The sequence below is a fragment of the Rathayibacter tanaceti genome (genome assembly GCF_009834165.1).
GTDB lineage: Bacteria > Actinomycetota > Actinomycetes > Actinomycetales > Microbacteriaceae > Rathayibacter > Rathayibacter tanaceti.
Genome location: NZ_CP047186.1, coordinates 1,728,017 through 1,747,224, shown reverse-complemented (window position 1 = coordinate 1,747,224; position 19,208 = coordinate 1,728,017). Strand labels below are relative to the sequence as shown.

Below are 19,208 nucleotides of genomic sequence, written 5' to 3'. Positions count from 1 at the left end.
CCGCACGGAGGCACTCTCGGCCGTTCCCGGGCATCGGAGGGAGGGCATCGGCTATCGTGGACTGTCTTTGTCTGTTGCCGTCGCGCCCCGGTCCGGCTGCGTCCCCGAGCCGGTCCCGGCCGTCACCCCGATCCGGCAACGCAGGAGGAGTTCTTTCGTGCGGTTCGTCTTCGCCATCATCGCCACCGTCATCGCCGCCGCGATGATCGCGCTCGGCATCGGTCAGCGGACGGTCTGGGCTCCTCCGGAGTCCTTGACCGCCGAGACCTCGCTCGACTCGTCCGCGCCCTACGCGGTGATCGACGGGAGCACGCTCGGCGCGAATCCCGGTCGCCAGACGATCACGGTCGAGGGTGGCGGTGACCTCGTGCTCGCCTACGCCCGGACCTCCGACGTGCTCGGCTGGGTCGGTGGCTCGCCCTACGATGCCGTCGGCTACAGTACGGCGAACGACGCACTGACCGCCGAGCAGGAGACCGGCGAGGGCGTGGAGCTCTCGGCCGACGTCGCGACTGCCGACGCCGCGGTCGTCGATCCGCGCGGATCCGACCTGTGGCTCGAGCAGTTCGAGGGCACGGGCAGCATCTCCGTCGCGCTCGACGTCCCCGATGACGTGTCGATCCTGATCGCGAGCGACGGCACCGCTCCCGCGGCCGACTCGGTGCGGGTGAGCTGGCCCGTCGACACGGCGACCCCGCTCGCGGGTCCGCTGCTGCTGGGCGGTGCGATCTTCCTCCTGATCGGTCTCGGCCTCTACGTCTGGGCGTTCGTCCACCTGCGCCGTCAGCACGGGCCCCGTCGCAAGGGACCTCAGGGCCGCATCCCGCGGGGAGCGCGTCGACCACGTCCTCGAGCGGGGATCCAGGCGTCCGTGGCCTCCACACCGCTGCGGCGCCGCCGTGGCGCTCTCGTGCTGCCCGTCGTGCTGGGCACCACGGTGCTGCTCTCCGGGTGCAGCTCGGACTACTGGCCCGACCTGGCCGCGGGCGCGAGTGCCGCGCCGACCGCCTCCGTGACCGCGACGCCCGGCGCCGAGCCGGTCGCGGCCGACCCGACCCCTGTCGTCACGACGCAGCAGGCGGAGGCGATCGTCGCCGAGGTCTCGGACGTTGCGTCGCGCGCCGACGCAGCACGGGACGCCGGGATCTTGGCCGAGCGCTTCCAGGGAGAGTCGCTAACGGAGCGCACCACGAACTACGAGGTGATCGCCAAGGGCGGCACCATCGACCCGCCGCAGGCGATCCCCGGCTCGCCCGTCAGCCTCGTGCTGCCCCAGGACACCGAGACCTGGCCTCGCCTCGTCACGGCCGTCGTCCAGAACTCGGCTGACACCACCCAGGCGCCGATCGCCCTGATGATGAGCCAGGCGAGTCCTCGGACCGACTACAAGGTCGATTACGCGATCTCCCTCGAGGCCAACGCTCGGATCCCCGACGTCGCACCGGTGACCGTGGGGACCTCGATCGTCGCTCCCGACTCGCGGCTGATGAAGCTGGCGCCCCAGACTGTCGGCTCGGCCTACGCAGACATCCTGGCCAACGGCGATTCCAGCCAGTACGCGGGGCTCTTCTCGCCTGACGGCGACACGCTCCGCGGCCAGGTCGGGGTCGACAAGAAGAACGCCGACCGTGAGGCTCTTCCGGACACCGCCTCGATCGAGTTCTCGAACAAGCCCGGCACCTCACCGACGATCGCCCTTGCGACGAACGACTCGGGCGCGCTCGTCGCGGCGAGCATCGCCGAGACCTCGACCGTGCGGCCCACCGCCGAGGGTTCGACGGTCTCGACCTCCGGTGCCTCGCAGTCGCTGCTCGGCACCGACAAGTCGACCACGGGGATCGAGACCACCTACGGTTACCAGTTGTTGTTCTATGTACCGCCCGTCGGATCGGAGGAGAAGATCGTGATGCTCGGATGGAGCCAGGGACTCGTCTCGGTGGTGCAGCTGCCGTGAGCGCCGTCCCACCCCTGCCGGGGAACCTCCGCGGCGCCATCGACCTGTCGTCGCTGGTGAACCGCCGTACCCCTTCCGCCCCCAGCGCGACGCAGGCCGACCCTGCGGTTCCGGGCGCGGCGCCCGCCGGCTCGCAGGCCGCGAATCCGCTCCTGCTCACGGCCGGCGACGCCGAGTTCGACCAGGTGGTGCAGCTCTCGTCGCGCGTGCCGGTGATCGTCGATCTGCGGGGCTCGTGGGCCGAGCAGAGCACGAGCATGACCGCCCTGCTCGAGAAGGTCGTCGTCTCGTACGCCGGTGCCGTCGTGCTGGTCGGAGTCGACGTCGAGTCGAGCCCGCAGCTCGCTCAGGCGTTCCAGGTGCAGTCGGTGCCGACCGTCGCCGCGATCATCGGCGGACGGCCGGTGCCGCTGTTCAGCGGTCTGATCGCCGAGGAGCAGCTGCGCGACCTCCTCGAGCAGGTCCTCCAGCTGGCCGCGCAGAACGGCGTCACGGGCACCGTCCCGGTCGGCGCCGAGGCGCCCGCCGAGGGAGCGGAGCCCGAACCGGAGCCGCTGCCGCCGCACCACCAGGAGGCGTACGACGCGATCGACCGGGGCGACTATGCCGCGGCGATCAGCGAGTACGAGACGGCCATCGCGCAGAACCCGCGCGACGCCCTGGCCGTCGCCGGCCTCGCGCAGGTCCGCCTGCTGGCCCGGCTCCAGGGCCGCACGCTCGACGACATCCGCTCGACGGCCGCTGCCGAGCCGTCGAACCTCGACGCGCAGCTCGCCGTGGCCGACCTGGACGTCTCGGGCGGGCACGTCGAGGATGCGTTCGATCGCCTCCTGGCGCTGTTCCCGCGCCTCGACGCGGACGGCAAGGCGGCGACGCGGGCTCGGCTGCTCGAGTTCTTCGAGATCGTCGGACAGACCGACCCGCGGGTGAACAAAGCGCGCGCGCGCCTCACCGGCCTGCTGTACTGACCGCTCCGGCGCGCTGAGCGATCGGGGCGTCCGAGTGCCGGATCGCGGCTGAGACGACCGAGCCCCGCCCGGACCCCGCAGCTGCGGCGGTCCTCCGGCGGGGCTCGGTGTCCGCAGGCCGTCAGCCGGCCGGCCGGAGGTAGAGCACCGCCAGCGGGGGCAGGATGATCTCGGCCGATGCGGGGCGGCCGGCCCACGGCTCCTGCCGTGCCTCGACGGCGCCGAAATTGCCGACCCCGCTACCGCCGTAGATCTCGGCGTCGGTGTTGACGAGCTCCTCCCAGCGCCCCGCGATCGGCAGGCTCACCCGGTAGTCGTGCACCGGCGCACCGGAGAAGTTCGCGATGACGGCCACGGGACGCCCCTCGCCGTCCTTCCGCAGGAACGAGATGACGTTCGGCACGGCCGCGCCGCCGTCGATCCACTCGAAGCCGGCCTGGTCGCTGTCCAGCTCCCAGAGCGACGGTGAGTCGCGGTAGACATGGTTGAGCTGCCCGACGAGGCTCCACAGACCACGATGGCTGGGCTGGTCGAGGATCCACCAGTCGAGCCCGCGCTCCTCGCTCCACTCGGAGTACTGCCCGAACTCCTGCCCCATGAACAGCAGCTGCTTGCCCGGGTGCGCCCACATGAAGGCGAGGTAGGCGCGGACGTTCGCCAGTTGCTGCCAGTGGTCGCCCGGCATCTTCTGGATCAGCGAGCCCTTGCCGTGCACGACCTCGTCGTGACTGATCGGGAGGACGAAGTTCTCGCTGAAGGCGTAGACGAAGGAGAAGGTGATCTCACCGAGGTGGTACTGGCGCCAGAGCGGGTCGTTCGCCATGTAGCTCAGCGAGTCGTGCATCCAGCCCATGTTCCACTTGAGCCCGAAGCCGAGGCCGCCGGAGGTCGTCGGCTGGGTGACACCCGGCCAGCTGGTCGACTCCTCGGCGATCATCATGATGCCGGGGTGCAGCTTGTAGGCGGTGGCGTTGACCTCCTGGAGGAGGCTGATGGCCTCAAGATGCTCGCGTCCGCCGTGCTCGTTCGGCAGCCACTCGCCCTCCTTGCGGGAGTAGTCGAGGTAGAGCATCGAGGCGACCGCGTCCACGCGGAGGGCGTCGACGTGGAACTCCTCGAGCCAGAACAGCGCGTTCGCGACCAGGAAGTTGCGCACCTGGGTGTGGCCGAAGTCGAAGACGTAGGTGCCCCAGTCCATCTGCTCGCCGCGGCGCCAGTCCGGGTGCTCGTAGAGCGGCTCCCCGTCGAAGCGCGCGAGAGCGAAGTCGTCCTTCGGGAAGTGCCCGGGCACCCAGTCGACGATGACGCCGATGCTCGCCTGGTGCAGGCGATCGATCAGGTACTTGAGGTCGTCGGCCGTGCCGAAACGGCTGGAGGCGGCGTAGTAGCCGGTCACCTGATACCCCCACGAGCCTCCGAACGGGTGCTCGGCGAGCGGCATGAACTCCACGTGCGTGAACCCGAGCTCGGTGATGTACTCGATCAGCGGATCCGCGAGGTCCCGGTAGCCCAGGCCCGGCCGCCACGATCCCAGGTGCATCTCGTAGACGCTCAACGGCTGCGCGTGGGGATCGACCGAGGCGCGCTTCTGCATCCACGCGGAGTCGTCCCACCGGTGGTGCGAGACCGCGACCTTCGAGGCGGTCGCCGGCGGGACCTCGGTGGCGCGCGCCATCGGGTCGGCCTTGCGCACCCAGCGTCCGTCACGGGACAGCAGGTCGAACTTGTAGGAGGCACCGGGCTCGATGCCGGGGACGAAGATCTCCCAGACGCCGGTGACGCCGAGGTTGCGGAGGGCGTGTCCCTCGCCGCTCCAGTCGTTGAAGTCGCCCACGACCCGGACGGCCTGCGCGTGCGGTGCCCAGACCGCGAAGGAGGTACCCCAGACTCCTTCGTGCTCGCGATGACGGGCGCCCAGTGCCTCCCAGAGCCGTTCGTGCCGACCCTCGCCGATGAGGTAGAGGTCGAGGTCGCCCACCGTCTTCGAGAAGCGGTACGGGTCCTCCGCGGTCCACTCGCCGCCGCCGCCGTAGCGCGCCTCGACCGTGTACGGCTGCGGCCCGAGGACGTGGAAACCCTGCCAGATGCCGTCGCTGAGGTGCCCGAGCTCGACGCGCGCGCCGGAGGAGAGGACGACAGCGACCTTCTCGGCGAGGGGCCGGCGGACGCGCACGACGGTGACGGGGTCCGCGACGCCGGGGGCCGCGACGAGGTGCTGCCCCAGGACATCGTGCGGCAGCGCGTTGCTGCCGGTGGCCAGCTGCTGCAGCACCCAGTCGGGGAGGTCGGGGAGGGTGATCGCGGAGGTCCCGTCGATCGGTGCTCCGGCGACGACGGGCTCCGGGGTAGCGCGCTCGTCGCCGAGCGGTCGAGGCACCTCCGAGGCCGACTCGACCGCGGAGGTGGGCGAGCCTTCGCGGGAGGCGGCGGGGTACTGCTGCGAGTCCGGGGCGGGACCGGCGTGGGCGCCGTGGCCCGTGGTCGTCGCCGAGCTCGTGCCCGTGGTCGGAACTGTCTCGGCGTGCGGTTCGAGACCGGCGGTCTCCGCGGGGCTCCCGCTCTCGGGGGGTGTTCCGCTCATCGTTCGTCCGCCTTCACGCTCAGGATGTGCACAGGCTCGACGAAGGAGTCGAGCCGTACGTAGTTGTCGCTTCCCCAGGTCCAGACGGAGCCGGTGATCAGGTCCTCGACCTCGAACGTCGCGCCCCACTCGAGGCCGATCGCGGGCAGGTCGAGGTGCACCGTGGTCTCGCGGGCGGAGTGCGGATCGGTGTTCACGACGACGAGAACCGTGTCGGCCGTCCTGGTGCGCGTGAAGTGGCGATCGAGGTGCTTGGAGTAGACGAGGATCGCGTCGTCATCGCTACCGTGCACGTGGAGGTTACGCAGCTGGCCCAGGGCGGGGTGCGCTCGGCGGATCTCGTTGAGACGCGTGAGATACGGCGCGAGTGAGCGGCCGGACTCCTCGGCCCCCGACCAGTCGCGGGTCTTGTACTCGTACTTCTCGTTGTCGATGTTCTCCTCGGCGCCGGGGCGCGCGACGTTCTCGACCAGCTCGTAGCCGGCGTACACCCCCCAGAGCGGAGAAGCGGTCGCGGCGAGGGCGGCGCGCACCTTGTAGGCCGAGCGTCCGCCGTACTGGAGGTACTCGGTGAGGATGTCCGGTGTGTTCACGAACAGGTTCGGCCGCATGTAGTCGGCGGTCTCGTGCGAGATGCTCGTGAAGAACTCGGCGAGCTCCTCCTTGGTGTTGCGCCAGGTGAAGTACGAGTACGACTGCTGGAAGCCGACCTTGCCGAGGGCCCGCATGATCGCCGGCCGGGTGAAGGCCTCGGCGAGGAACACCACCTCGGGGTGCTCGGCGTTCACCTCGTGGATGATCCACTCCCAGAAGTCGAGCGGCTTGGTGTGCGGGTTGTCGACGCGGAAGATCCGCACGCCCAGGTCGATCCAGTGCCGCAGGACGCGCAACGCCTCCCGGCGGATGCCCTCGGGGTCGTTGTCGAAGTTGATCGGGTAGATGTCCTGGTACTTCTTCGGCGGGTTCTCTGCGTAGGCGATGCTCCCGTCCGGGAGGGTCGTGAACCACTCGGGGTGGCTGGTGACCCAGGGGTGGTCGGGCGAGGCCTGCAGGGCGAAGTCGAGGGCGAGCTCCAGGCCCGCCGCGGTGACGGCGGCGTGGAACGCACGGAAGTCGTCGACCGTGCCGAGATCGGGGTGGATGGCGTCGTGGCCGCCCTCGGCCGAGCCGATCGCCCACGGCGAGCCCGGGTCGCTCTCCGCGGCGTCGAGCGTGTTGTTCGGGCCCTTGCGGAACGAGCGCCCGATCGGGTGGATGGGCGGCAGGTAGAGCACGTCGAAGCCCATCGCGGCGACGGCGGGGACGCGCTCGGAGGCGGTGCGGAACGTGCCGCTGGTCACCGTGCCGTCCTCGTGGCGCACGGCGCCCTCGGACCGCGGGAAGAACTCGTACCAGGCGCCGACGCCGGCACGGGTGCGCTCGACGTGCACGGTGCGGGGTGCGGAGACGCTCGCGATGCTGCGCACCGGACGGGCTTCGAGCGCGCCGTGCACGGCGGGATCGGTCGCGGCGACGAGGCGTGCCTCTGCGGCGAGCGCGGTGTCGGCCACTCGGGAAGCAGTCGCAGCGAGGAGGGTCCGCTCGGCCTCCGGACGGGACTGATCGTCGGCGCCGGCGCGCAGCAGGCCGGCGCCGATGGCGAAGGTGACGTCGATGTCGAGCCCGGCGGGGATCTTAACGTCGGCGGTGTGCAGCCAGGTCGCCCAGTCGTCGGCGAAGGCGCGGATGCGGTAGGTCCAGTCGCCCTCCGCATCGAGGAGGACGAGGCGACCGTAGCGGTCGGTACCCGTCGCGAGCAGGGACATCCGGTGCTCCGACTCCGCCCCCGAGGGCGAGGTCAGCAGCAGGTCGACTCCGATGAGGTCATGTCCCTCGCGGAACGCCGTCGCCGCGAAGGGGACGACCTCGCCGACGAAGGCCTTGGCCGCCCAGCGGTCGTCCTCGAGCCGGGGCTGCGGGTCGAGGATCGGGATGCGCTCGGCGCGCACGCGGTACCCACTGCCGCTCGCCGCCGGGGGAGCGTCCGGCGTGACGGGAGAAACCGGGGCCTCGTCGGCCGCCGGCTCGGCCGGCACCTCCTCGGGAGGCGCCCACGCCTCCTGGGGTGCGCGTCCGCGACCCGCTCGTCGTGCGTCCTTGCCGTGCGGAGCCTTGCCGAAAGGTATCTGAGCCACGTCACGACAGTAGCGACCGGCGCGCGCTCGCACACGACGCTTGCGCGCGCCTGCGGCGCTGTGCAAACGGTCCGCGCCGGGCCCGTTCGTGCGCCGCGGGGCTCCGCTAGGGTGACCGAGCGCGACCGCCCCGGTGCTCCGCGACCGGGGTTCCCGGGTCCGCAGAGAGTCGAGGGGTGCCGTGAAGGCGATCCGCCGCTTCATCGTCCGCTCCGTCCTCCCGCCCGAGCTCTCGGCGCTCGGTGAGCTCGCGGGTAACCTGCGCTGGGCCTGGCACGAGCCCACCCGGCGGCTGTTCGAGCGGGTCGATCCCGAGCTCTGGCGGCGCGGGGGAGCGGACCCCACCGCGCTCCTGGGCGCTGTCAGCCCCGAGCGGCTCGCCGAGCTCGCCGGTGACGGCGCCTTCGTCGAGGAGGCGCAGCGGTTGCGCGAGGACCTCGAGCGCTACCGCACCGAGCCTCGGTGGTACCAGTCGCTCCCGGAGACGGCACCGCGCTCGATCGCGTACTTCTCACCCGAGTTCGGCATCGCCGCTGCGCTGCCGCAGTACTCCGGTGGTCTGGGGATCCTCGCGGGCGATCACCTCAAGGCTTCCTCCGACCTGGGCGTCCCGGTCACGGGCGTCGGCCTCTTCTACCGCTCCGGCTACTTCTCCCAGGGACTCTCGGCCGACGGCTGGCAGCTCGAGTCCTACCCCTCGCTCGACCCCGACGGTCTCCCGCTGCGCGTCGTCCGCCTCGCCGACGGCTCCCCGGCCCGGATCGTGCTCGCGCTCCCTGACGGCCGCGCCCTCTACGCGCGTGTCTGGCGGGCCGAGGTCGGCCGGGTGACACTTCTGCTCCTCGACACCGACATCCCCGAGAACGAGGACGCCCTGCGCTCGGTCACCGACCGTCTCTACGGCGGGGGCGGCGAGCACCGCCTGCAGCAGGAGCTGCTACTCGGGATCGGTGGCGTGCGCGCGCTCGACCTGTGGGCGGAGGTCTCGGGCACGGCGCTCCCTGAGGTGTTCCACACCAACGAGGGGCACGCCGGCTTCCAGGGGCTCGAGCGTATCTCGGGTCTGATCGGCGCCGGGCTCGACTTCGACCAGGCGCTCCAGGTGGTGCGCGCAAGCACGGTCTTCACCACGCACACGCCGGTGCCCGCCGGAATCGACCGCTTCGACCGCGACCTGATCGCCGCCTACTTCTCGACCGAGCTGCTGCCGGGCGTCCAGGTCGAGGACGTGCTCGCCCTGGGTGTCGAGCCGGGCGGCTCCGGCACCGCGTTCAATATGGCCTACATGGGTCTGCGCCTGGCCCAGCGCTCCAACGGCGTCTCGATCCTGCACGGCGAGGTGAGCCGGTCGATGTTCGCCAGCCTCTGGCCGGGCTTCGATGCGGAGGAGGTGCCGATCGGCTCCATCACGAACGGCGTGCACGCGGCGACCTGGACGGATCCGGTCCTCCGCGACCTCGCCCGAGACCGACTCGGCATCGACGACACGACGCGCGCCGACTGGGCGTCCGACGCGCTCAGCGACGACCAGCTCTGGCGGGCCCGCCGCGCGATGCGGGAGCAGCTCGTCGACGACGCCCGACGTCGAGCAGCGCGCTCGTGGCGCGAGCAGAATCCGGGCGGGCTCCCTCCGGCCTGGCTCGACGAGGTGCTCGATCCGGACGTGCTGACCATCGGCTTCGCGCGCCGGGTGCCGACCTACAAGCGGCTGACCCTGATGCTGCACGACCCCGAGCGTCTGCGTGCGCTGCTGACCCATCCGCAGCACCCGATCCAGATCGTGATCGCCGGCAAGTCGCACCCGGCCGATGAGGAGGGGAAACGGCTGATCCAGAAGCTGGTCCGCTTCGCGCAGGAGCCCGACGTCCGCCGACGCATCGTCTTCCTCCCCGACTACGACATCGCGATGGCCCAGCTGCTCTACCCGGGCACCGACGTCTGGCTCAACAATCCGCTGCGTCCGCTGGAGGCGTGCGGGACGTCCGGGATGAAGGCAGCGCTCAACGGCTCGCTCAACCTGTCGATCCTGGACGGCTGGTGGAACGAGTACTTCGACGGCGAGAACGGCTGGGCGATCCCCTCCTCCGACCGCGCCCTCGACCCGGAGGCGCGCGACACGCTCGAGGCCGACGCGCTCTACGAGCTGCTCGAGACGGAGGTCGTGCCGCGCTACTACGAGCGCGACGCGGACGGAGTCCCGCGCCGCTGGGTGCGCTCGATCCGCCACACGCTGGCGACGCTCTCGCCCGAGCTCTCGGCCGAGAGGATGGTGCGCCAGTACGTCGAGGCGCTCTACCAGCCGGCGGCCGAGTCGCAACGGGCGGTCACCGCCGACCACTTCGAGCCGGCGAAGGAGCTCGCCGGCTGGAAGCGCCGGGTGCTCGCAGGATGGTCCGGCGTGGCGGTCGCGTCCGTCGAGTCGGGAGGCATCGATGCGGTGCCGCAGCGTGGCGACCGGCTCGCGGTGCGCGCCGGTGTCCGTCTGGGCGGGCTCTCGCCCGAGGACGTGACGGTCGAGGTCGTCTACGGAACGCCGTCGGCCGACGGCTCACTGACGGGGGTACGACACCACGAGCTCGAGGTGGTCGAGGAGGTGGGCGCCGTGGTACCGGCGGACGCGGTCGGGCGCGTCCCCTACGCCGGCGTGGTCACGCTCGACCGTAGCGGCTCCTTCGGCTACACAGTCCGCGTGGTGCCGCGCCACCGCCTCCTGCCCCGCTCGGCCGAGCTCGGGCTGACTGCCGCCGCAGGCTGACCGGCGCCCGGCCGGCACTCGAGGTCCCGCTCGTGAGGAGTCTCCGGCGAGGACGGCCCTCGGCCGGTCGTCCTCGCGCGGCCCCATGCGGGGAGGAACGGAGGGATCAGCGGGCGATGTCGGCGAGGACGGCGCCGGTGGCGGCGACGAGATCGGCGGGGGCGAGCTCGATCTCGAAGCCGCGGCGACCGCCCGAGACGAGGACGGTGTCGTAGAGCTCGGCGGTCTCGTCGAGCACCGTGCGGTGCCGCAGACGCTGTCCGAGCGGCGAGATGCCCCCCAGCACGTAGCCGGTGCGCCTCTGCGCCAGCGCGGCATCGGCCATCGCCGCGCGCTTGCCGCCGACCGCCGACGCCAGCTCCTTCACGCCCAGCGAGCCCGTGACCGGGACGATGCCCACCACGAGCTCCCCATCGACGTCGACCACGAGCGTCTTGAAGACGCGCTCGGGCTCCACCCCGAGCGCCTCGGCCGCCTCGACACCGTAGCTCGTGGTCGACGGATCGTGCCGGTACTCGTGAGGAACGAAGGCGATGCCCGCCGTGGCCAGAGCGACCGTGGCCGGGGTGCCCGGCCCGTTCCGCGCCATCACCGACCCGCCTCCGCCTCCGCCGTGCCGGTCGGCTCGCCGTGCGCTGCGAAGAGCTGCATCGAGGTGCCGGTCACGCGGATGACCTGCCCGGGCTCGAAGGACTCGCCGTGCTCCAGCGGCTCCGGCTCCTCGCTGTTCCACAGCCTCGTGTACCCGGTGACGCCCTCGGCCTCGGCGAGCACCACCGTCGTGTCCTCCTCCACGCCGTGCACGACGAGGAGGACTCGATCCGGCCGGCCCTCCTCCGGGGTCGACGCCGCGAGGTACTGCAGGGTACGGTTCGCCGCCGAGGTCCAGTCCTGGTCGGACATGCCGTGGCCGTGCGCGTCGAACCAGTGCATGCTCGTCGACCCCGGCGTGACCTCGCCGCCCCGACCGTAGCGCGAGGGGCGCAGGGCGGGGTGTTCTCGCCGCAGGCGGATCAGCGTGCGGGTGTGCGCCCGCTGGGCGAGCTGCCAGGCCGCCAGGCCCTCCCAACGCAGCCAGGTGAGATCCGAGTCCTGGCAGTAGGCGTTGTTGTTGCCGCGCTGGCTGCGTCCGGTCTCGTCGCCGGCGGTGATCATCGGCACGCCCGCGGAGAGCAGGAGAGTGCCGAGCAGGTTGCGCATGGCCTTGCGACGGGCGAGCGTGATCTGCTCGTCGGTCGTCAGGCCCTCGAAGCCGTGATTGAAGGAGCGGTTCGTGTCGGCTCCGTCGCGATTCGATTCGCCGTTGCCGATGTTGTGCTTCACGTTGTACGAGACCAGATCGGCCAGCGTGAATCCGTCGTGCGCGGTGACGAAGTTCACGGAGGCGAGCGGTCCCCGCTCGGCGGAGAACGTGTTCGACGAGCCGGAGAGCCGGGTGGCGAAGCCGCCGATGCCCACGGGGGCCGTGCCCGCGCGCCGGGCGTAGTCGATGTCCGAGAGCCAGAAGTTGCGGGTGCGGTCGCGGTAACGGTCGTTCCACTCCGACCAGCCGACGGGGAAGTTGCCGGTCTGCCATCCACCCGTGCCCACGTCCCAGGGCTCGGCGATCATCTTCACGTCGGTCAGCGCCGGGTCCTCGACCGCCGCACGGAGCAGCGGGTGGTCGCTCCGGAAGTGCGCGATCTCGTCACGACCGAGTGTCGCGGCGAGGTCGAGCCGGAAGCCGTCGATCCCGACCTCCTCGGCCCAGTAGCGCATCGAGTCGAGGGCCAGCCGCTGAGCCGCGGGCCGGCCGAAGTCGAGCGTGTTGCCGCAGCCGGTCACGTCCACGTAGTGACCCTCTGCCGTCTGCCGGTACCAGCCCGCGTCGTCGATCCCGCGCAGGCTCGACATCGGGCCGCCCGGCCCCTCCTCGGCCGTGTGGTTGTAGACGACGTCGAGGATCACCTCGAGGCCCGCCTCGTGCAGCAGCTTCACCATCCCCTTGAACTCGCGCAGCACTGCGGTCGGGCCGCCCCGCTGCGCCGCGGGGGAGGCGTAGGCCGCGTGCGGACTGAAGAAGTTCAGCGTGTTGTAGCCCCAGTAGTTGGTGAGGCCCTGACGCAAGAGGCGCTGCTCCGAGACGAAGGCGTGCACCGGAAGCAGCTCGACGGCGGTGATGCCGAGATCGAGCAGGGCGGCGACGGTCGACTCGTGCGCCAGCCCGGCGTAGGTGCCGCGCAGCTCGACCGGGAGCGCCGGATTCAGCCGGGTGAGGCCCTTCACGTGCGCCTCGTAGATCACGGTGCTCTCGAGCGGGGTGCGCGGTCGGGAGGAGCCGCCCCAGTCGAAGGCGTCGTCGACCACGACCGAGCGCCACTCGTTCTCGGCCACCCGGTGCAGCCCGCGCGAGTACGGCTCGAGCAGCGCGCGCCGCGGGTCGAAGCGGTGGCGCGGACCGGTCGGGCCGTCGACGCGCAGGGCGTAGCGGCGACCGGGCGCGAGCAGGTCCGAACGCGCCGACCAGACCGCGTGGTCGTCGCGCTGGAGGGGCACGGTGCGGGTGACCCACGCCGGGTCCTTCTCGTCGTAGAGCAGGAGATCGACGGCGCTCGCGTTCTCGGACCACACCCGCAGCTCACCGCCCTGCTCGTCCGCGCTCACGCCGAGCCGGGCCAGGGGATCGTGAGAGGTCATGCGACATACAGTAGTGACGGCCACCGGCCTCCTCCGTGGCCCTGACGCGGGATGAAGGACTGCTGTGATCTACCTCGACCACGCGGCGACCACGCCGCTGCGCGCCTGCGCCCTCGCTGCGTTCGCGGAGGCCTCCGCGCACGCCGGCAACCCCTCCTCCGTGCACGGCTCGGGCCAGGAGGCGCGCCGCCGGCTCGAGGACGCCCGCTCGGCGCTCGCCGGAGTGCTCGACTGCGAGCCGATCGAGGTCGTCCTCACGGCCGGGGGGACCGAGGCGGTCAACCTCGGCATCAAGGGCCTGTTCTGGCAGCGCCGTGCCGAGGACACCGCCCGCACGCGCGTGCTCGTCGCTGAGGGCGAGCACCACGCCACCCTCGACAGCGTCGCCTGGCTCGCCGAACACGAGGGTGCGCAGATCGAGTGGCTGCCGCTCGACGAGGAGGGCACGCTGCAGCCGCAGGCGCTCGCCGCGGCCGTGCAGCGCGACCCCGGCTCGGTCGCGCTGGTCACCGCGCTCTGGGTCAACAACGAGATCGGCACGATCAACCCGGTCGAGGAGCTGGCCGGCGTCTGTGCGCGCGCCGAGGTCCCGCTGCACCTCGACGCGGTCGCGGCCCTCGGCCACGTTCCGTTGCAGATCGCGGAGGTGCGCCGGGCGTCGGGCTCGCGGCGCGGAGTGGGCCTGGTGGCCGTGAGCGTGTCCGGACACAAGGTCGGCGGACCGATCGCGACCGGCGCGCTCGTCCTCGCCCGTGACGCCCGGGTCGTGCCGGTGCTGCACGGAGGCGGTCAGCAGCGCGGAGTCCGGTCCGGAACCCAGGACGTCCCGGGTGCCGCCGCGTTCGCGGCCGCAGCGGTCGAGGCCGCGGCGGAGTGTCCGGCCGAGGCCCGGCGGCTCGCCCTCCTCCGCGACCGGCTGGTGGCGGGAGCCCTCGCCGCCGTTCCCGGTGCGACGCTGACCGGACCGCCCCTCGGCTCCGGACGCCGCGTCGCGAACAACGCTCACCTCGCCTTCCCGGGCGCGCAGGGCGACTCTCTCCTCTTCCTCCTCGACACGGCCGGGATCTCGGTGTCGACGGGCTCGGCCTGCACGGCCGGCATCCCCGAGCCCTCGCACGTCGTGCTCGCTCTCGGCCGCTCAGAGGACGAGGCTCGCGGTGTGCTGCGGATGACGCTCGGTCACACGTCCGCCGCTGCCGATGTCGACGCAGTGCTCGCTGCACTGCCGGAGGCGTACGCGCGGGCTGCGCGGGCCGGGCTCTCGAACCGCGCGGTGCTCCCCGCCGGCTGATCCGGGCGCTCGTGCCGGCGGAGCGCGAAACGTAGACTCGCACGGTGAAGGTTCTTGCGGCGATGAGTGGTGGAGTGGACTCGGCGGTGGCCGCGGCACGCGCGGTGGAGGCGGGGCACGACGTGGTCGGCGTCCACCTCGCGCTGAGCAGGATGCCCGGCACCCTGCGCACGGGCAGTCGCGGCTGCTGCACCGTCGAGGACTCGATGGACGCGCAGCGCGCGGCGAACGTCCTCGGCATCCCGTACTACGTGTGGGACTTCTCCGAGCGCTTCGCAGCGGACGTGGTCGACGACTTCGTTGCCGAGTACTCGGCCGGGCGCACCCCCAACCCCTGCATGCGCTGCAACGAGCGGATCAAGTTCGCCGCGCTGCTCGAGAAGGCGCTCGACCTCGGCTTCGACGCCGTCTGCACCGGCCACTATGCGTCGCTCCGCACCGGTGCCGACGGCGCGCTCGAGCTGCACCGCGCGAGCGATGAGGCGAAGGACCAGTCTTACGTCCTCGGCGTGCTCACCGCGCAGCAGCTTCGGCACTCGATGTTCCCGCTCGGCTCGACCCCCTCGAAGGCGATCGTCCGGGCGGAGGCGGCGCGCCGCGGCCTCAGCGTCGCGAGCAAGCCGGACAGCTACGACATCTGTTTCATCCCGGACGGCGACACCCGCGGCTGGCTGGCCGAGCGGGTCGCGCCGGAGACGGGCGCGATCGTCGACCGTGAGGGGGCAGTCGTGGGCTCACACGAGGGTGCCCACGGCTACACGGTGGGGCAGCGGCGCGGGCTGCGTCTGGGAGTCCCCGCGCCGGACGGCCGACCGCGCTTCGTGCTCGAGGTCCGCCCCGTCACCAACGAGGTCGTGGTGGGTCCGCGCGAGGCGCTGCGGATCGGCGAGATCGCCGGCTCCCGGTACAGCTGGGCAGGCGCGCCGCCCGAGGACGCGTCGGCCCCGTTCCGCTGCGAGGTGCAGATCCGAGCGCACGCCGATCCCGTTCCGGCCGTCGCCCGGGTGTCGGAGGTCGATGGCAGGGTGGAACTCGTGATCGCTCCCGACTCCCCTCTCGACGGTGTCGCGCCCGGCCAGACCGCCGTCGTCTACCTCGGCACGCGGGTGCTGGGTCAGTGCACGATCGACCGCACGTCCGCCGCCGAGGCGGTCGTCCGATGAGCGCCGGGGCGGGGCCGGTCGAGGGCGTCGCTCCCGTCGATGCGGCCGCCCGCGTCGAGGAGCTGCGGGCGAGCATCCGCGCGGCGAGCGACGCCTACTACGCGGCCGACTCCTCCCCGCTCGCCGACGCCGCGTACGACGCGCTCGTGCGCCGGCTCGCGGAACTCGAGGCCGAGCACCCCGAGCTCGCCGCCGAGGACTCGCCGACGCAGACCGTGGGCGGGATCGTGGGCGCCGGGCTGGCCCCGATCGACCACGCCGAGCGGATGCTGTCTCTCGACAACGTGTTCTCGGCCGAGGAGCTGCGCGAGTGGTGCGAGAAGACGGTGGCCTCGGCCGATCGCCCGATCGCCTGGCTGACGGAGCTCAAAATCGACGGTCTTGCGATCTCCCTGCGCTACGAGCACGGGCGCCTCACCACGGCGGCCACGCGCGGCGACGGGCGCACGGGGGAGGACGTGACGGTCAACGCCGTCCAGGTCGAGCGCATACCCGAGCGCCTGGCCGGCGAGGGGCACCCGGCGCTCGTCGAGGTCCGCGGCGAGGTGTTCATCCCGGTGGCCGCGTTCGCCGAGCTCAACGCGCTGCAGGAGCGGCTGCGCGACGAGGCCGTCGAGGAGGCGCGAGCGCGCTGGTCGGCCCGGCCGGCCTCCACCCGGGGCGACTTCGAGGAGCAGAAGGCGCGCGCGAGCGCCCTTCGCCGTTTCCCGACCTTCGCCAACCCGCGCAACGCCGCGAGCGGCGGACTCCGCCAGCAGCTCGACAAGAAGGCCGGCCTCGATCTGCGTGCGGGCGAGGCCCGGGTGGCGTCGCTCGCACTCTTCGTGCACGGGATCGGCGCCTGGCCCGATCCGCCCGTGGCCACGCAGTCCGAGGTCTACGGCCTGCTCTCCACCTGGGGCCTGCCCGTCAGCCGGTACAACCAGGTCTCCGCGTCGCTCGAGGAGGTGCTCGCGTTCGTCGAGCGCTACGGTCGCGACCGGCACTCGGTCGAGCACGAGATCGACGGTGTCGTCGTCAAGGTCGACGAGCTCGACCTGCACGACGAGCTCGGTGCGACGAGCAGAGCCCCGCGCTGGGCGATCGCGTACAAGTACCCGCCCGAGGAGGTCCACACGAGGCTCCTCGACATCGTCGTGAGCGTCGGCCGCACGGGCCGGGCGACTCCGTTCGCGCAGATGACGAAGGTGAAGGTCGCCGGGTCCGAGGTCCGCCAGGCCACGCTGCACAACGCCGACGTCGTGAAGGCCAAGGGCGTGCTGATCGGCGACACCGTCGTGCTGCGCAAGGCGGGCGATGTGATCCCCGAGGTACTCGGCCCCGTGGTCGAGCTGCGCGACGGCAGCGAGCGCGAGTTCGTGATGCCGACGCAGTGCCCCGAGTGCGGGACGACGCTGGCCCCCGCCAAGGAGGGCGACGTCGACCTCCGCTGCCCCAACGCCGAGTCGTGCCCCGCACAGGTACGCGGCCGCGTGGAGCACATCGGTAGCCGTGGGGCTCTCGACATCGAAGCGCTCGGCGAGGTGAGCGCCGCCGCGCTCACCCAGCCGCTCGTGCCGGCTCGGCCGCCGCTGCGCACCGAGGCGGGGCTCTTCGAGCTCACGGTGGCCGACATCTTCCCGATCGAGGTCGTCGTGCGCGACTCCGAGACGGGTCTGCAGAAGCTCGACGCCTCCGGCGCGCCGAAGGTCGTCACTCCGTTCAAGCGCAAGCGGCAGCCGGCGAAGGACGGGCCGTTCGAGCCGGGCGCGGGGCCGTTCGCCGGTGACCCCTCCTCGGTGCCCTCGACCAATGCCCTGCGCCTGATCGAGAACATCGAGCGCGCGAAGACGAAGGAGCTGTGGCGGCTGCTCGTCTCGCTCAGCATCCGGCACGTCGGACCGGTCGCGGCGCGCGCGCTGGCCGGCTACTTCGGCTCGCTCGATGCGATCCGGTCGGCGAGCCGCGACGAGCTCGCGGCCGTCGACGGGGTCGGCGGGATCATCGCCGACGCCCTGCTCGCCTGGTTCGAGGTCGGCTGGCACGTCGAGATCGTCGAGCGCTGGGCAGCAGCGGGTGTGCGCTTCTCCACTCCGGGCCATCCCGGCCCCGGGGCGGCCGATGCGGCGGGCGGCGTGCTCGCCGGCGTCACCGTGGTCGCGACCGGCAGCCTCGAGGGCTACTCCCGCGAGGGCGCTCAGGAGGCGATCCTCGCGGCCGGCGGCAAGGCGGGCTCGAGCGTCTCGAAGAAGACCGACTACGTGGCCGCTGGTCCGGGAGCGGGCAGCAAGCTCGGCAAGGCCGAGGCTCTGGGGCTGCGGATCATCACCGCGGCCGAGTTCCACCTCCTGGTGACCGAGGGCCCTGCGGCCATCGCGCCGCCCCCGGAGGAGCCGGACGGCGAGTCACGCGACGAGGGGCACGCGGGCGCTTCGCTCGCGGAGGGCTCTGCGGGCGAGGAGCCCGCGGTACCGGCAGCGGGGAGCGGCGCGCCCGCGACGACGGCGGGGGAGCCGACCGAGCCTCATGACTGAGCGTACCGGCGGGGAGCGCCGCGCCTTCCTGCGCCGCTCCCTCGCCGACGCCGCCACGCTCGCTCTCGAGGCGGCTGCCCGCTCCGCGCCCCTCGAGCCCGGCGAGCGTGCGGCCACCGAGATGCTCGAGGATCTCGACCACCTCGTCGTCCTCTCGTTCGCCGCCCGGAGCCGCGCCGAGGTGTTCGGAGTCCTCGACGGCGAGTCCGGCCCGGTCCATTCCGGCGACACTGACGACGTGATGACCGCACCCGGTGCGGGGGATCCTCCCGGCTCCCGCTTCGCACCCGGGATGCTCCCCGTGCACACCCTGCTCGCCACGGCTTTCGCGCGCGCCGACCACGGCTGGGCCGACGGCCGTGATCCCCTCCTCCTGACCCTCGAGGCCGCGCGCCGCACCGCGACCCCGTGGGCGCTGTGCGTCGACGAGCGGCAGGGCGTCTCGACGACTCTGCTCGCCGATCCGGAATGGCCTCTCAGCGATCCCGGTGCCGCACGCGACGCCGGCGGCCGCCTCGTGCCGCTCGCAACGCTGGGCACGGCCCTGGCCTCCGGCTCCCTCCCGCCCGTCGTGCTCGTCGAGCCCCGCTCGCTCGTCGATCCCGCCGACTTCGCCCCGGCCGCGGTCGTCGGTACCGCGCGCTCCGCCGACGCGCGCGTCGCCGAGCAGCTGCTGCACACCGTCGTCGATGCCGTCCGCGGAGCCGAGCGGGCTGGGCGGCGGATCCTGTTCCTCGTCCTCGCTCGCGGAAGCTCCGCGGCCTCGGAGGAGGTGCCGGTGCTCGTCGTCGCGTCGAGGGTCCGCCCGGGAGCGCGGATCGACACACCGCTCGGGCCCGACACTCCCGCGCTCCTGGTGCGCGCACGGGCCGGGAGCCGCCGCGCGCTGGCCGATCCGCAGGTGCTCGCGCTGGGTCGCGCTCTCGGTGGCGGCGCGAGGCCGCTCTCGCACTGGCCGCGCACTGCCTCCGCCTTCGCTCCCGCAGCTCCGGCCGGCACCAGGCTCGATGCTGCCCTGCGCACCGTGGGACTCGCTCCGGCCCCCGCGGAGACGACGGAGCGGGCTCTTGCTCGGCTCCGCGCCGCCGCGTCGGGGGCGTCGTTACACTCCGATCAGGCGCCGCCCTGACCGG

At 72.3% G+C, this 19,208-nt stretch carries 11 protein-coding genes; 7 read left to right on the top strand and 4 right to left on the bottom strand.

Annotated features, from left to right (window positions below):
• Nucleotides 1-157: 157 nt before the first annotated feature.
• Both GSU10_RS08190 and GSU10_RS08185 read left to right on the top strand, forming a co-directional pair.
• Nucleotides 158-1,954 (top strand): DUF8094 domain-containing protein, encoded by a 1,797-nt coding sequence (locus GSU10_RS08190; RefSeq protein WP_132504245.1) that lies wholly within the window; start codon nucleotides 158-160, stop codon nucleotides 1,952-1,954.
• Complete coding sequence (locus GSU10_RS08185) at nucleotides 1,951-2,922, top strand: tetratricopeptide repeat protein (RefSeq protein ID WP_068211808.1); 972 nt, start codon at nucleotides 1,951-1,953, stop codon at nucleotides 2,920-2,922. The genes GSU10_RS08190 and GSU10_RS08185 overlap by 4 nt, the downstream gene beginning before the upstream one ends.
• Nucleotides 2,923-3,043: 121 nt before the next feature.
• Here the strand turns inward: GSU10_RS08185 and glgB are convergent, their stop codons facing one another.
• A complete protein-coding gene (gene glgB / locus GSU10_RS08180) occupies nucleotides 3,044-5,503 on the bottom strand; it encodes a 1,4-alpha-glucan branching protein GlgB (protein ID WP_082845193.1) in 2,460 nt (819 codons plus the stop codon).
• Entirely contained in the window at nucleotides 5,500-7,578 is a 2,079-nt protein-coding gene (locus GSU10_RS08175) for an alpha-1,4-glucan--maltose-1-phosphate maltosyltransferase (protein WP_482822439.1), read from the bottom strand. The genes glgB and GSU10_RS08175 overlap by 4 nt, the downstream gene beginning before the upstream one ends.
• Before the next feature lie 280 nt (nucleotides 7,579-7,858).
• Between GSU10_RS08175 and glgP the strand changes: the two genes are divergently transcribed.
• Nucleotides 7,859-10,432 carry an alpha-glucan family phosphorylase gene (gene glgP, locus GSU10_RS08170; protein ID WP_068211810.1) on the top strand — a complete coding sequence of 858 codons (2,574 nt, stop codon included), beginning with the start codon at nucleotides 7,859-7,861 and terminating at the stop codon, nucleotides 10,430-10,432.
• Between the two features lie 106 nt (nucleotides 10,433-10,538).
• On the opposite strand, the gene ybaK is transcribed toward glgP, so the two are convergent.
• Together ybaK and glgX are read right to left on the bottom strand one after the other, a co-directional pair.
• A complete protein-coding gene (gene ybaK / locus GSU10_RS08165) occupies nucleotides 10,539-11,021 on the bottom strand; it encodes a Cys-tRNA(Pro) deacylase (protein ID WP_068211812.1) in 483 nt (160 codons plus the stop codon).
• Nucleotides 11,021-13,108 carry a glycogen debranching protein GlgX gene (gene glgX, locus GSU10_RS08160; protein WP_068211814.1) on the bottom strand — a complete coding sequence of 696 codons (2,088 nt, stop codon included), beginning with the start codon at nucleotides 13,106-13,108 and terminating at the stop codon, nucleotides 11,021-11,023. The genes ybaK and glgX overlap by 1 nt, the downstream gene beginning before the upstream one ends.
• 64 nt (nucleotides 13,109-13,172) lie before the next feature.
• Here glgX and GSU10_RS08155 point away from each other — a divergent pair, with 64 nt between their 5' ends.
• The 4 genes from GSU10_RS08155 to GSU10_RS08140 are packed head-to-tail and all read left to right on the top strand — an operon-like array spanning nucleotide 13,173 to nucleotide 19,204.
• Complete coding sequence (locus tag GSU10_RS08155) at nucleotides 13,173-14,399, top strand: cysteine desulfurase family protein (protein ID WP_132504247.1); 1,227 nt, start codon at nucleotides 13,173-13,175, stop codon at nucleotides 14,397-14,399.
• Between the two features lie 44 nt (nucleotides 14,400-14,443).
• Entirely contained in the window at nucleotides 14,444-15,562 is a 1,119-nt protein-coding gene (mnmA, locus tag GSU10_RS08150; protein WP_199220809.1) for a tRNA 2-thiouridine(34) synthase MnmA, read from the top strand.
• Entirely contained in the window at nucleotides 15,559-18,075 is a 2,517-nt protein-coding gene (gene ligA / locus GSU10_RS08145) for an NAD-dependent DNA ligase LigA (RefSeq protein ID WP_132504249.1), read from the top strand. The genes mnmA and ligA overlap by 4 nt, the downstream gene beginning before the upstream one ends.
• Entirely contained in the window at nucleotides 18,068-19,204 is a 1,137-nt protein-coding gene (locus GSU10_RS08140) for a hypothetical protein (RefSeq protein WP_132504251.1), read from the top strand. The genes ligA and GSU10_RS08140 overlap by 8 nt, the downstream gene beginning before the upstream one ends.
• Nucleotides 19,205-19,208 lie beyond the last annotated feature (4 nt).